General features: G+C 43.5%; 13 protein-coding genes. 2 read left to right on the top strand and 11 right to left on the bottom strand.

Going from position 1 to position 14,914, the window contains the following annotated elements:
* Positions 1 to 53 precede the first annotated feature (53 nt).
* The 4 genes from BLU98_RS11975 to BLU98_RS11955 form a co-directional block, all read right to left on the bottom strand.
* Entirely contained in the window at positions 54 to 683 is a 630-nt protein-coding gene (locus tag BLU98_RS11975) for a response regulator transcription factor (RefSeq protein WP_257574942.1), read from the bottom strand.
* Positions 670 to 2,568, bottom strand: a complete 1,899-nt coding sequence (locus BLU98_RS11970; protein ID WP_092724355.1) for a sensor histidine kinase — start codon at positions 2,566 to 2,568, stop codon at positions 670 to 672. The genes BLU98_RS11975 and BLU98_RS11970 overlap by 14 nt, the downstream gene beginning before the upstream one ends.
* Positions 2,569 to 3,051: 483 nt before the next feature.
* Positions 3,052 to 4,704: an alpha-L-fucosidase gene (locus BLU98_RS11960; protein ID WP_026772534.1), complete on the bottom strand. Its 1,653-nt coding sequence runs from the start codon at positions 4,702 to 4,704 to the stop codon at positions 3,052 to 3,054.
* 109 nt (positions 4,705 to 4,813) lie between these two features.
* Positions 4,814 to 5,830 (bottom strand): zinc-binding alcohol dehydrogenase family protein, encoded by a 1,017-nt coding sequence (locus BLU98_RS11955; protein ID WP_092724353.1) that lies wholly within the window; start codon positions 5,828 to 5,830, stop codon positions 4,814 to 4,816.
* A 137-nt stretch (positions 5,831 to 5,967) separates the two neighbouring features.
* Between BLU98_RS11955 and BLU98_RS11950 the strand changes: the two genes are divergently transcribed.
* Positions 5,968 to 6,876, top strand: coding sequence for a helix-turn-helix domain-containing protein (locus BLU98_RS11950; RefSeq protein ID WP_051347662.1), 909 nt, complete (start codon positions 5,968 to 5,970; stop codon positions 6,874 to 6,876).
* Positions 6,877 to 6,928: 52 nt separating this feature from the next.
* Positions 6,929 to 7,522 carry a dihydrofolate reductase family protein gene (locus tag BLU98_RS11945; RefSeq protein WP_092724351.1) on the top strand — a complete coding sequence of 198 codons (594 nt, stop codon included), beginning with the start codon at positions 6,929 to 6,931 and terminating at the stop codon, positions 7,520 to 7,522.
* Between the two features lie 147 nt (positions 7,523 to 7,669).
* On the opposite strand, the gene BLU98_RS11940 is transcribed toward BLU98_RS11945, so the two are convergent.
* From BLU98_RS11940 to BLU98_RS11910, 7 genes are all read right to left on the bottom strand, one after another.
* On the bottom strand, positions 7,670 to 9,088 hold the full coding sequence (locus BLU98_RS11940; RefSeq protein WP_092724349.1) for a glycoside hydrolase family 125 protein: 1,419 nt from the start codon (positions 9,086 to 9,088) through the stop codon (positions 7,670 to 7,672).
* Between the two features lie 21 nt (positions 9,089 to 9,109).
* Positions 9,110 to 10,957 carry an amidophosphoribosyltransferase gene (locus BLU98_RS11935; protein ID WP_092724347.1) on the bottom strand — a complete coding sequence of 616 codons (1,848 nt, stop codon included), beginning with the start codon at positions 10,955 to 10,957 and terminating at the stop codon, positions 9,110 to 9,112.
* Positions 10,958 to 11,011: 54 nt separating this feature from the next.
* A complete protein-coding gene (locus BLU98_RS11930; protein ID WP_092724345.1) occupies positions 11,012 to 11,575 on the bottom strand; it encodes an NADPH-dependent FMN reductase in 564 nt (187 codons plus the stop codon).
* Positions 11,576 to 11,586: 11 nt separating this feature from the next.
* Positions 11,587 to 12,114, bottom strand: coding sequence for a YceI family protein (locus BLU98_RS11925; RefSeq protein WP_092724343.1), 528 nt, complete (start codon positions 12,112 to 12,114; stop codon positions 11,587 to 11,589).
* Positions 12,115 to 12,150: 36 nt separating this feature from the next.
* Positions 12,151 to 12,873: a pirin family protein gene (locus tag BLU98_RS11920; protein ID WP_092724340.1), complete on the bottom strand. Its 723-nt coding sequence runs from the start codon at positions 12,871 to 12,873 to the stop codon at positions 12,151 to 12,153.
* Positions 12,874 to 12,926: 53 nt separating this feature from the next.
* Complete coding sequence (locus tag BLU98_RS11915; RefSeq protein WP_257574941.1) at positions 12,927 to 13,385, bottom strand: MarR family winged helix-turn-helix transcriptional regulator; 459 nt, start codon at positions 13,383 to 13,385, stop codon at positions 12,927 to 12,929.
* A 97-nt stretch (positions 13,386 to 13,482) separates the two neighbouring features.
* Positions 13,483 to 14,889 (bottom strand): peptidylprolyl isomerase, encoded by a 1,407-nt coding sequence (locus tag BLU98_RS11910; RefSeq protein ID WP_092724336.1) that lies wholly within the window; start codon positions 14,887 to 14,889, stop codon positions 13,483 to 13,485.
* Positions 14,890 to 14,914 lie beyond the last annotated feature (25 nt).

Here is a 14,914-nt window from a genome sequence, read left to right as displayed (position 1 = left end):
AAAAAACAAAACCATTCAAAATACCAACCAGTTTGTATTTTGAATGGTTATTATTACAGGTTATGTTGGATAATAAACCTGGTTAATTCCACCGTTTTTTTCAGCTTTAGCTTCTGCATAATGTTTTTCCGGTGTGTTTCTACCGTGTAAATACTCAAATGAAGCTGGTCGGCAATTTGCTGGTTGGTTAAATCTTGCTTAATCAATTGTAATAGCTCCATTTCTCTCCTGGTGAGATTAAATTGTTGCAGGAAAGGGTCTATTTCCGAGAATCGGGTTGGTTCAACAATCTTCTTCGCAGGAAAACAAAGCTGTCCCTGATTTACCTGCCGAATGGCCTGCATTAGTTCTTCTTTGTTGGCATTTTTCAACAGATACCCATGAGCTCCGAAGGTTTTCGCTTTTTCTACCAGGTGTTCTTCATTATAGGTAGATAGCATAACGAGCTTAATAGATGGATACTGCCGTTTCAATATCCTGGCAGCTTCAATACCGTTCATTCCTGGCATATTGATATCAAGTAATACCACGTCGGGCTTATTTTTATGCAGCAGTTCAAGCAACTCTTTCCCGTCGTTTGCTATGGCCATTACTTCCATATCTCTTTCTGAAGTAAGCATCGACAACAGGCCTTCTAAAAATAAATTATGGTCATCGGCTATAATGAGTTTAGTCTTTTCCATTATTGATCTTATAAGGTAATTGAATAATAATGGTAGTTCCGTACTCGTTGCTGTCAAATATAATTTTTCCATCCAGGTAATTGATCCTGGATTGTATATTCATCAGACCTATCCCTTTTTTATTGGGTTCAGCGGGTATTCCTTTACCATTATCCTCTACTATCACTTCCAGGTATGTATCACAATAGATCATCTGAACCGTAGCCTCTGTAGCACAAGAATGTTTCACTACATTGTTCGTCAGTTCCATGATGATGCGGTATATCATCAATTCATCTTCCTTGGTGAATTTACCAGATTCACCATTTACATGGAATTGAAAAACAATCCCATGTTCGTTGTTCAGTTGCCTGTAATAACTATCCAACAAGATATCCAGCGGTGTGGCGCTGAAATCGGGAGGCATCAGGTTATGCGAAATACTGCGTATATCACCAGAGGCTTTATCCAACAGCTTTATCACCTTATTCAATCTTTCCGTATCGACCGTTGCTTTTTGAAGGTTTATTTTGATGGCAGCGATATCTCCTCCCAACTCGTCATGCAGATCTTCTGCGATACGCTTTCTTTCCATCTCCTGGGCAGAAATGATATGTCCTGCCGTGGCGATCTTTTGCCCCTCCAACTCCAAAGAAAGTTTTTCCTTTTCTTTCTTGAACAGGTTGTACCTATATAAGATACCAAAGGAGATCACCAGTGTTTCAAATGCAACTCCCAATTGTATCCGGCTAAGCATATAACCCATTGTAGTGTCAAAGGTTGTAATGACCCCGAATAGATTGAGTATAAATTCAATTGTGGCCAGGAACAATGGAGTAAGGGCAAACAGGTAAAAATAACCCGGTTTAAATCCTTGCCTCACTCTTTCTATCGCAGAAAAAACAATGAGTACAAATGAAAGGACTGCTGTTACACTGAAAAATAACGTATAGGTCTCTTTCAGGATCATCGAATGGAATAATTTATATACAGGTATACAGGATATAATCAAAAAAATACTCACGGTCTTGAAAACAATAGTACCTTTTAAAAAGCGGGAGTTCTCTTTCTTTTGATTAAAAAATTTCTGCATTACCTGCAGCATTAAAAGCAGGTTAAGTCCGCAGCTGATAAATTTAGCAATATCATTAATGGAAGGAACCGCTGGGTAGAGAAATTGAAAATCCATTCCTTCAAATGCAAGCATCTGCCATAAAGTTGCCAGCACGTAAAGTGCATACCATCCGTGAATGGCATCCCTGAGGGAATAAAACAGAAAAACATTAAATAAAAATACCAGCAATAGGATGCCTGTTAAAATGCCCATGACAAAATAGGCGTTGCTTTGTAGCTGTTGCAATGTTTTTGCATCCATCAACTGGAAGCGCTGTTTGAGGTTTTCCCCTTTTTTATTTATGAATGCATAGAACCGGGCATCTTCGCCAGGTTGTAGGGACAATGGATAAACAAAGAGATAGAAATAATAAGGTCGTTGATTGAATGCAAAATGATCACCGGTGACTCCTAGCGAGGTAATTCTATTATTAGATACCTTATATACTTTCATTTCGTTCACTGTTGCATTCTGGAAAAGCCACATTATCTCCATTGTCAATGATGTTGGGTTTTTCAGGTGCAGACTGTGCCAATAATATTTATTGGAAAATCCGCTGTTCAGCACATCTTTCTTCAACCGTTCAAATTTCCCGGCATTATTGATCTTAATAACTGAATCTATCGGTAGTAAAGCCGTATCACAATAATATTCCAGATATCCTTTAAGATCGTATTGATGCTTGCCTGTCAGGTACAAAGTATCAGAAAAGGGGCGGGCAGCAACAGTATAATGAATCTCAGTTGTTAAACAAAACAGCAATATCGTAATATATAGCGCGCGTTGATTCATGTAATGGCAAAAATACCTTTCCGTGGTCAGTTAAGATATACAAACAAGTTTGTATAATAGATACTTTATTTAACAGTGCAATCAATATGATAAGGCTTCATCTTTCCTTGAGATAACGGTATCAATTCTGCCGAAAATACCCTCGTGTTCGGCGTTTTTCATCCCTTTAGGGCGTTTTAATACGGCAGCAACCCACTTTTGGGTCCAAAGCAGTTGAACGAGTAAAAATCGCTTAAACTATTCATCTTTTCCTGATTTAAAACCAGATCGGGAAATAAGTGGGTGCGAAGCTTACAACTTATATATACAGAAACCTTTGCCTTTTGTAATAGCTTCCGGTGGAGAGATGTTATTCATTGGAAGAGGAGATCATTTAAACCCCGGAGTATATGAAAATAGCGGGGCATAGAACAGCCGCAATTGAAGACTCAAGGCTGTTGCCTCTTGAAGAATTAAAATTGAAGCAGCCTTAACTTCTACAAATCATAGTATTTTCAAAACACAAGCATATGTATCAGCATTGTTCTCGGGCAAACTAACCGCAAGTTCCGTTTCGGTTCGTTGAAACAATAATGGTTGCCCGGCAGGTACCCACTCCACTTTTTGAATTTCTTTTGGAAAATGCCGGCTGTTTTTTGCAAGACTTTTTATAATAAGCTTTCCATCTTGCGGCCAACCCAGTGCAGTAGCATAAAGCACATCGCCTTTGGTAGCAAAGCGAATATCTTCATATGTAAACGGCTTACCTTTCCCTTCATTAAAACCTTGCGCATTAAGTTGAGCAGCTGCTTCTTGTGCAGGCCCTTCACCAAATATCTTCCATGGCCTCGTAGCATAAATACTTTCGCTATTTGTTTTCATCCAGTTGCCAATTTCCTCAACTACTTTTCTTTCTTTTTCATCAATGGTGCCATCTCCGCGAACAGGAATGTTCAACATCAGATTACCATTTTTGCTAACAATATCTACAAGCGTTTGAATAACGGATTTTGCTGTTTTGTAACCATTGCGTTCATACAGTCCGCGATCATAATGCCAGCCCCCAATACAAGTATCCGTTTGCCACGGCAGCGGCTGAATATCGTTGGCCTGTCCTCTTTCAATATCCCAAACCATGGCTTTGCGTTGGTCCTCATTTAACATTTTTCCGTTGAGGACTGCACGAAGCGTTCCATGCTCTTCAATGCTTTTGTTGTACAAATGAGCGGCAATGCGCAAGCCCGCATCATTAACTGGCCAGAACGGAAGTTTGTCGTCGTCGAAATAAACGACATCAGGATTGTATTTGTTGATAAGGTCTACAGTACGATTATAAAATTTATCGATGTATGCTTTGCTGGGTGGATATACACCGTTGCCCCAATCCCATTGCCGGGTGTCGAAATTATTATCTAAACTATTTTGACTCAAAGGATGATTTTGGGCATATAACTCCTGGGGATCCAATCCACTCCACCATTTTCCTTTACCATCTGCCTGGGTTAGTTTTCCATCATAAGGAATGCCCGAATATTGTCCGGTTTTATCTGCACGTTGCGCCATTTCGTACCAGCGCCATGCGTGAGATGCATGAATACTCACGCCAAATGGCAATCCATTGTTTCTTGCTGCCTTTGCCCATCCGCCAATCAAATCTTTCTTAGGGCCAATCCTGGTAGCGTTCCAATCCTTTTGATATTTACTGTTGTACAAATCAAAGTTATCGTGGTGATTGGCAAGTGCCATGAAATATTGTGCCCCTGCGCTTTTATACAAGCTCACCAATTCTTCAGGATCCCATTTCTCCGCTTTCCATTCATTGATCACATCTTTAAATCCAAATTTCGAAGGATGCCCGTATTTTTTAAGATGAAATTTATATTGCCATGATCCTTCCTCGTACATATTTCTTGCATACCAGTCACCGGCTTCCGGCTGGCATTGCGGCCCCCAGTGTGCCCATATGCCAAATTTTGCATCACGAAACCATTCTGGTGTTTTATAATGCTGCAACGATTCCCAGCTAGGGTTGAATGGACCTTTTGCGATAGGCTCTCCTAAATGTTGTTCTTTAAGAAAATTATTCCCCAATGCACCGGACAACCACATAGATGGTAAAGTAGCGGCCATTCCCTTGATTAATGTTCTGCGTTTCATTTTATAAGTTATTAGTTTATAAGAGCTTGTTGAGAAATTTTATCCATTAATACCCACTTCTTTCTCTTTTTTGTCCATAGCACCAGTTGTAGCCCCCCTCATTATCAGATCAATACATTTCTACCATTGCTTTTATTACGCCATTTGCCGGGTTTAGCCATCTTTCGAATTCGTGACTCACCTGGTCAAAGAAAACCCGGTGAGTAATGTAAGTGGTTGGGTCTACTTTCTTCTCCTTCATACAAGCAATTACATGTTCAAAGTCCTTTCTCGTTGCATTTCTACTGCTCATTAATGTAGCTTCCCGTTTGTGAAATTCGGGATGGCTGAAATTGATTTCACCTTTCTGTAATCCAATCAAAACATACCTTGCTCCATGTGCCATGTATTGAAACCCGCTATTTATCGCTTTCAAATTGCCTGTAGCATCAATTACAACTGCCGGCATATCTCCATTGGTGATAACCTTCAATTGCGGTACAACATCAGCATCCATCGCATTAATAGTATGTTCAACTTTCAGTTGTTCTCTGCAAAACCTTAAGCGGTCATTATTGATATCAAGGGCAATTACTTTTCCTCCTGCAATCCTTACAAATTCCATTGTTCCCAACCCTATTGGTCCGGCTCCAATCACTAAAACAAATTCATCTTTTCTTACCTCAGCTCTTCTCACACCATGAGCGCCAATTGCCAAAGGCTCTGCAAGAGCCAGTGCGTCATAACTTAATCCATCGCCGTGAATTAAAGAATAAGAAGGAACTGAAAGATATTCCACCATTCCTCCATGTTGATGCACACCACACACTTTTATATTCACACAAGCGTTTTGTTTTCCATTCCGACAAGCAATGCATCTACCACAAAAAAAATAAGGAATAAAAGTAACAGCCTCCCCTGTTTCAAAACCAGCAGCATTATCAACTGCAATTAATTCACCTGAAAGCTCATGACCTAAAATGCGTGGGTATTCAAAATAAGGTTGTGTTCCTTCGAAGGCATGTAAATCAGTTCCGCAAATTCCGATTCTTTTGATTTTTATAATGGCTTGCCCGGGGGTTAGCTCCGGCTGTTCTGCAGTAAAATATTCAAACCCGCCAGGCCTTGTGCAAACTAAAGTTTTCATTATGGCTTCTTATGAAATTTTAACAGAGTTGCCTCTTACAAATTTATTCTCTAGCCTTAAGTTTTTCATTGTATTAAAAAGACTTTTTTTTATACAAATCCGGCTTTTTCGTACTTTAAAGCACGTATATTTTTGTTATGAGCAAAAGACTATTGGGGCATACTTTCTCGCTTCTTAATGTTGACTACGTTAAGCTAAACGAGAAATGGGATTACGGAAACGTAATCAGCCCATATTTTCGGATTTATTATATCGATGAAGGTGAAGGTTTGGTTTTGAGTAACACTGAAAAGATCAAGCTGGAAGAAGGGTTTCTTTACATAATTCCGAGCTTTACGCTGTGTCATTTGCGTTGTGATGCTTATTTAAGCCAATATTTCCTTCATTTCTTCGAAGAGTCCCCGGTAGGGCTTTCGCTTTTCGAATACAACCGGAAAGTCATAAAAATGCCTGCACTGGAAACCGATATTGCAAACTTTAAGCGGTTATTGGAAATAAATCCTGGCAGGGGTATTAATCGTTCAGATAATCCAAAAATTTACGAGAAAACTATCTATTACAAAAGCTACCAGGAGCTTAATAACATTGTTAGTGATTCCACTTATTTAGAAACACAGGGTATAATTCTTCAATTAATCTCCCGGTTTTTAAGTTCAAAACAATTTAAAAACAAAAATCCAGCCCCTATACCCTCAAAGATTTTGGACGCGATCAGCTATATTCAATTAAATCTGACGAGCAATTTGACCGTTGATTATTTAGCGAAAAGAGCAAACCTTCATCAGGATTATTTTTCACGGATTTTTTTGCAGTTTACCGGAGAAAGGCCATTGACATATATACATGTGAAGCGCATTGAGCGGGCTCAATACCTGATTACAACTACTAACTTATCTTATATCGAAATTGCCGAAGAAACAGGATTTGAAAATGTCTCCTATTTTTCTAAGATCTTTAAAAAGGTTACCAGCCTGACTCCTGGCCAGTACAAACAGCAAAACCTGTTAAAGTGTGACGCAATCACCGCCCTGGAATGTCGCTCTTAACCCTTTTCATTTCATAGATGGCGACTTAGCTTTGGAAACAAATTATTGAACCATGCGTAAACTAATCATGAAGATGTCGATGTCGATCGACGGTTTTGTTGGCGGTCCCAATGGAGAAAACGATTGGATATTCAAAAGCTCAGATGAAACGTCGAGGGACTGGGCCGTTGCGCAAACCCGTGAAGCAGGCCTGATCATCATGGGCCGCAAGTCGTTTGAGAATATGGCCCCCTACTGGCCAACTGCCACCGGTCCTTTTGCCGCGCCGATGAACGAGATACCCAAGGCACTCTTTACCAAAAAAGGATTTAAAGGTCTCGCTCCGGTGCCTACAACAACGGCTGAGCAGGCACTCGCCGCGGCTTCCTGGGCGGAGGCGCGGGTTTTCGATGGTGACCTTGCCGAAATAATCAAGGAACTCAAATCCGAACGGGGGAAACCGATCTGTGCGCTTGGAGGCGCCGGATTCATGCAGAGCCTGATAGCAACAGGCCTCATAGACGAATACCACCTGGTTACCCATCCTGTGGTTCTGGGCAAGGGATTGCCGATCTTCAATGGCCTTGCACAACCGCTGGACCTGAAATTGGTTGATGTAAAGGCTTTCCCGGGCGGGATTGTGGCCCGCACTTATCATGCTGTCTAACCCACGGTTGTTCAACATTTGTAAGTGCCTCATCCTTCAGCTATGTGTGAACTAAGCATTATCTTTAGTTAAGCACAATAACTATTCCCGGCCATCGGGTATTAAAATCGCAATCAATATGGCAGCCAATATTAAATGGGGGCTGATTTACCAAAGCAATGCCGGTTTCTCCCTGAACGTTTTCCAAAGCAGTTCTCCAAACAATGTATTTGACCATGCAAACCATTTCCTGGTAAACTTTGCAGGATCATTCTTATGAAAAGATTCATGCATAAAGCCGGTACCGCCATGCGTTTTCTGTAAAGTATCAATACACCATTTGATCTCTTTATGGTCTGTTGATGTTAAAGCTTTCATGGTAATGCTCATGGGCCAAACCATATCTTTTCCAATATGCGGTCCGCCAATTCCTTCGGCTGCCGTTCCTTTAAAAAAGAAAGGATTCTCTTCCGACCATACATAACTGCGCGTTGCTTTATACAGCGGGTCCTGTGCGCTTACAGCGCCCAGGTAAGGAAGCCCCAGCAAGCTGGGCACATTGGCATCATCCATTAATACATGGCTTCCAAAAGCGTTGATTTCATACGCATACAGTTTCCCAAACTTCGGGTGTGTAGTAATGGCGTATTGCTTTAGTGCCGCCGCTACTTCATTGGCCAATGCTGATAATGCTTCGGCCAACGTTGCATCTTTAGAAATCGCTTTTACCATCTCAGCCGCTTGCCTTAAACTTACTACTGCAAATAAATTGGAAGGTACCAGGTAAGGAAAGATGGTTGCATCGTCACTCGGACGAAACATAGAGCAGATCAGTCCTACAGGCTTTACCGGGTAGCCATATCCCCCAAGCGGTACACCATCGGTAGCCCATGAGGTTTTACGTTCGAATTTATAAGGCCCCTGTCCGTTCTTTCGTTGTTGTTCCTTGAAAGTTTTTAATGTTAAGGCAATACCCTCCTTCCATTTGGCATCAAATGGCGATTCATCGCCGGTTTCTTTCCAAAAATGATATGCCAGCCGGATGGGATAACATAACGAATCGATTTCCCATTTGCGTTCATGAATACCCGGCTTCATGTTCGTGATATCCGTTGCTTTCCATTCGCTTACCTTATTATCATCATTATAAAAGGCGTTCGCATACGGGTCTTTTAAAATAAAATGTGTTTGTTTACGCACAACGCCCGCAATCAATTGATGCAATGCAGGATCTTGTTTTGCAAACTGTAAATAAGGGTATACCTGGGCAGAACTGTCGCGCAACCACATGGCATCGATATCACCGGTAATCACATAAGTATCCGGCACCCCGTTCTTTTCCTGGTAAAAAACAGTGGTATCTAATGTATTGGGGAAACAATTATTGAACAACCATCCCAGTTCTTTGTTGCTAACCTTCGATTGAAATGACTTTATCGCACTTTCAATCGCGTCACTTTTGAAATGACGCTGGCTTGCTGCAATGCGTACTTCAGGAAAACCATTACCATTTGCAAAAGAAAATTTATTCAGTGCAAGCCCCGCGCTCAATAAACCGGTTTGTTGTATAAATGTTTTACGGTTCATGATTTAAAACTAAGTTTAAAATCAATAGCCTCTTACATTTTTCCCTTCTATATAATTAAGGAAAGCTTTATTCACCACCTTGTTACCACCTGCTGTAGGATAGTTACCGGTGAAATACCAGTCGCCCGTATTCGTGGGACAACTTTCGTGCAGATCTGCCACAGTTTGGTAAATCACTTCTACCTGGGTAGATACCTCCGGCGGCGTAATCAGCTCTGCAATTTTGCGTGATATTTCTTCGGGTGTGAAGGGGTCGTATATTTTTTTTACGAGGTTCTCGCTGTGCAACTGCCCTGTACGTTGCAGTTCTTTGATCTTTTCATGTACTTCGGTAAGCAGGTGCTCCTGGCCTCTTTCTTTCAATAACGCAATAGCAGCGCGGAAAGCAATGAAATCGCCCAGCTTGCTCATGTCTATGCCATAACAGTCGGGGTAACGTATCTGCGGAGCAGAAGAAACCACGATGATCTTTTTAGGACCCAAGCGCGAGAGCATGCGAACGATACTTTCCTTGAGGGTAGTGCCGCGCACAATGCTGTCGTCGATCACTACCAGGGTGTCTTCGTCTTTCCTCACCGTACCGTAAGTGATATCGTACACGTGCTGCACCATTTCATTGCGGTTGGAGTCTTCGGTGATAAAAGTGCGCAGCTTTACGTCTTTGATAGCGATCTTTTCCTGGCGTATCTTACGATTCACCATTTCTTCGAGCTTCTCCGGTGTAAAATCATTACCCCAGCTCAAAATGCGCTCTACTTTTATTTTGTTCAGGTATTCTTCCATTCCCTTCACCAGTCCAAAGAAAGCCACTTCGGCAGTGTTGGGTATATAAGAGAAGATGGTATTCCTGAGATCATAATTAATACGCTCCAGCACAGTCTTGCTCAGGTGGTGACCCAGCGCAATCCTTTCGCGGTAAATTTTTTCATCACTGCCGCGGGAGAAATAAATCCTTTCAAAACTGCAGGCCCTTCTTTCTTTGGGTTCCAGTATCTGCTGTATGCTGTAGTTGCCTTTATCGTCAACAATGAGCGCGTTGCCGGGCATCAGTTCCAGCACTTCATTCTCACCCACATTGAAAGTGGTACGGATAGCAGCCCTTTCACTCGCGGCTACGATCACTTCATCATTCGCATAATAATAAGCAGGACGGATACCATGTGCATCACGCATCACAAAACTGCAGCCGTTGCCCAGCAAGCCGCCGATTGTGTAACCACCATCGAATAACGGTGTGGCTTTTTTGAGCACTTTGGAAATATCGGCGGTATTGGGATTTTGTTCGTCTTCTCTTACCAGGAAATGATGCAACACTTCCATCATGGCGGCGAGATCGCTTTGTTTTTGGAACTCACCCGGACTCATATTAATCAGATCAAAAAGCTCATCGGTATTCACCAGGTTGAAGTTACCCGCCAGGGCCAGATTCTTACCCGGCAACAGGTCGCGCTTGATGAAAGGGTGACAGAATTCCACATTGTTCTTACCCTGGGTACCATAACGCAGGTGGCCCAGCAGCAGCTCACCCAACACAGGCAGGTGGCCCTTCATGAGCCCCGGGTGTTGCTTGATATCGGGCTGGTATTTTTCCAGCTCCCGGATTTCCTGTCCTATTTTAAAGAAGATATCGGCAATGGGCTGGGGAGCGTTGCTCCGTATACGGTGGAGATAAGGGTAACCCGGCTCGCAGTTCAGTTTAACCGAAGCGATGCCCGCTCCATCCTGACCCCTGTTGTGTTGCTTTTCCATCAACAGGTATAATTTATTTAAGCCATACGTTACCGTTCCGTGCTTTTGCTGGTAGTAAGAGAAAGGCTTACGGAGACGAATATAAGCCAGGCCACATTCGTGTTTGATCTCGTCGCTCATGGTGCGTATTAAAAAAGAAGTGGCGAAGTTACGACTCCGCCACGTTTTATACGATTAATTATAGACCGGATCCAGTTCCGGATGCAAGGTTTCTGATAACCAGAGGAATTCATTTACGAAGGTTTCTACCGATTTTTCGAAAGAAGCATCTTCCAACTCCCCTTTTTCATTGAATTTCTTGTCCACAAAAGGCGTTACCAGCATGTGGGGTGAAGCCACGCCGAACAGCGCAGAGATCAGCAGCAATAACTGCTGACTGGCCCTGATACCACCCAAAGCGCCCACCGATGCCGTTGCAATACCAAATGCTTTGTGCGATTGCTTGGGAAAATGGTCGAGCAGGTTTTGCAGAGCAGGAGAATAGCTGCCATTGTATTCCGGCGTTACCAGTATAAAAGCATCTGCCGCGAACATCCTTTCCGCCAATGGCTTGAAGGCGTCGGGCGTATGCTCTACATTCCTGTACACTTGCTGTAACAGGGGAAGGTTCCAATCCCGCACATCAATAATGTTCACCTTGTGGCTGGTCTTTGCAGAAAGATAATGCTTTAAGAAAAGGGCCAACCGGTTGGTTATACTGTCTTTCCTCGGACTTCCCGATATGATCTCTATGTTCATAATTGTAATTATTAAGCTTGTTTTACCATCTGAATAGACAGGTGCAGTTTCACATCATCGCTCACCACTACACCACCTGCTTCTGTTACTACACCCCAGCTCAGGCCGAATTCTTTACGGTTGATCTTACCACTGATATCGAATCCGGCTTTGATCTGACCATAAGGGTCGGTCATGGTGCCACCGTATTCTACAGCCAGTTCCACGGTTTTGGTTACGCCACGGATGGTAAGGTCGCCAACGAGTTTGTACTCTTCTTCGTCTTCTTTGGTGAAGCTTTTAGAAACGAAAGTAAGCTTAGGAAATTTCTCAGCGGCAAAGAAGTCTTCGCTCTTGAGGTGACCATCGCGCTGTTCGTTGTTGGTGTTGATGCTGTTCACATCGGCTTCAAATGAAATGGTTGCGTTGTTGAAATCGGGCGCTTCTGTTTGTAAAGTAGCGTCAAATTGGGTGAAGTTGCCCGATACGGTGGCAATCATCATGTGTTTTACTTTAAAAGCGATTTCGCTGTGTGCCGGGTCAATTTTGTAGGTTGTCATGATATTTTGTTTTATGCATTGAAAAATATTGTTTGATTATGCGGCTTCCAATTCCATGGGTACTTCTATGAGCAGGAGCTCTGCATCACTACCGGCTTTGATCTGCAAGGGATCGGCAGTATCCCAGATACCCAGGCCATCGCGCTCTTCCAGTTCCTGTCCGTTGATGGTGGCATTCCCTTTGATGAGAAAAGCATATACGCCACTGTTTTTGCTGTGCCAGTTGTAGCTGGTCTCAAACCCGTTGGAAAGATTCGCCAGAGAAAACCAGGCGTCCTGGTTGATCCATACGGCTTTCTCATCGTCGGGCGCTACTACGGTGAGCACCTGGTTCTGCCTGTTGGCCGGGTTGAATGTTTTTTGTTCATAACGCGGTTCAATATTGTAGTTTTTGGGGAAGACCCATATCTGCAAAAATTTCACTGCTTTGTCTTTGTTGGCGTTCATTTCGCTGTGCGCGATGCCGGTACCGGCGCTCATGATCTGTACATCGTGTTCGCGTATGATCTCGCTGCGGCCGGTGCTGTCGCTGTGGTGCAGATCGCCATAGAGCGGAATGGAAACAATTTCCATGTTCTCGTGCGGGTGTTTGCCAAAGCCCATGCCTTTTTCTACGGTATCATCGTTCAATACACGCAGGGCGCCGAAATGGTTGCGTTCGGCATTGCGGTACTGGCCAAAGCTAAAAGTATGGAAGCTGTTGAGCCAGCCGAAATTGGCATGTCCGCGGGTATTTGCTTTATGAAGTATGGTTTTCATGTTGTCTTCTTTAATTATTTAAGTGTATATACACGTATTTATTTAAAAAAATATCAGTCTTCTTTTGCCCTCACTTTTTCCAGCAGCGTATTCAATGCTGCACCTTCCTGTTCGGAAAGCACCATCAATTCATCGTGCAGCTTGTTGATCCTTGCTGTAGTGGCTTCCAGGATGGTAATGCCGCTTTGGGTAAGCGATATCACTGTTTCTCTTTTGTCTTCCGCTGAAGTGGCCCTTTTTACCAGCTTCTTTAATTCCAGCCTGTCAATGATCCTGGGCACGTTGGAGTTCTTTTCAATCATCCGGCAGGCGATGTTCTTCACACACAGCTGCTCGGGATGCCTCCCCTTTAAAATACGCAACACATTGTATTGTTCATGGGTAAGGCCAAACTCTTTCAGTTCCTTGCTGGTAACGGTTTTTAGCCACCAGGCGGTGTATAATATGTTCAATCCTGCTTTCTGCACTTCGCTTCTGAATTTAGTACTCTGTATGGCTTGTTCTAATTTCACAACACAAATGTATGTACATACATCTAATTTTCCAAATCTTATTTGTTAAAAAAAATCCCGCCGGTGGGGCGGGATTGTATCTCAATGATTTAGTGCATTAATTCTTTACCGCGGAATGGGTTCTTTCGGCTGCTTTGCGCCATTCGCCGAGACCACTGCAGCTGGCAAAATCGCTGTCGATGGCCACATAATAAGTGGGAATGTGTTCTTTGAACCATTTTTCCAGCACCTCCTGTTTCTTTTCGGCCAGTGCGCGCTTGGCTACACGGTCATAGTCTTCTTTCAGGTTTTCGCGGTGGGCTTCGGTACGTGTCTTCAGGTACAGGATCCTTACCACGCGGCGGTTGCGGTCGTCGGTATACACCTGGGGTTGTGAATACTGACCGGGCTTGAGGTCTCTCAAAGCGGCTACCAGGTCTTTATCTTCGATCTGGTCAATACGCAGGAAAGTAGAGCCGGAGCCATCCTGTGCAGTGATAGAACCTGCGCTGTACTTGCTGTTCTCATCATCGCTGTATTTGCTTACGGCTTCACCAAAACTCATGGTGCCGGCCACCAGTTTGGCGCGGATGGTATCGAGCTTGTGTTTGGCTTCTGTGATCTCTTCATCGGTTACCGGTGGAATGCGCAGTATGTGTTTAACAACTGCTTCATCGCCGGAGCGGCTGATCATTTGTATGATGTGCAGTCCGAATTTCGATTTAACCACCGGTGATACCTGTCCTTCCTTTAGCCTGAATGCGGCTGCCATGAAAGCGGGATCCCAGTTCTTATCGTTGCGGTTGAGCGTATATTGTCCGCCGTTGTCTTTCACGGCCGGGTCTTCGGAATAGAGTTTGGCCAGCTGGTCTATCTTCTGCGTCCCGGCTTCGATCTGCTTCTTGTAATCGTACATCTGCTTCGCCACATAATCTTCCACGTCTTTATTGGCTTTCGGGTGCACTACAACCTGGCTGATCTCTATCTCACTTTCGTAATAAGGCAGGCTGTCTTTGGGTGTCTTATTATAATATGCTTTTACTTCTGTAGGCGTGATCTTCACATTGTCTACGATCCTGGCCTGCATGGCATCTGCCAGCTTGCCTTCCTTGATGGCTTCTTTATTGTCTTCCTTGATCTGGTAAACGGTTTTGCCGGCAATTTCTTCCAGCACATCTTTCGATCCGTATTCCATGATGAGCCTGCGTATGCGCAGATCCATAGCAGATTCCACTTCTTCATCCGAAACCGGGAGTGAATCTTTCTGGGCCTGCAATACCATCGCTTTCCTGATCAGGAAACCTTCCAGTACCTGGCATTCTGTAGGCAATATCACATGATCTTGTCCCTGGGTCTGCCTTTTGGCATCGGCCACGGCATTGATCACATCCGAGCGGAGGATGATCTTATCACCCACCTGCCCCACGATCTTGTCGGCCAGCACTTTTTTGGTCTGGGCCTGAACAGATGGGTTCATGCCCAGTCCGCCTCCAATCAACAATACCAATAGAATTGCCTTCTTCATAAGTTTCAATGTGGGTCAAATGTAG

It is taken from the genome of Hydrobacter penzbergensis (genome assembly GCF_900106985.1).
In the GTDB taxonomy this organism is placed as follows: Bacteria; Bacteroidota; Bacteroidia; order Chitinophagales; family Chitinophagaceae; genus Sediminibacterium; species Sediminibacterium magnilacihabitans.
Note: the sequence above shows the minus strand (reverse complement) of the source record. Positions and strands in the feature narration are given on the sequence as shown.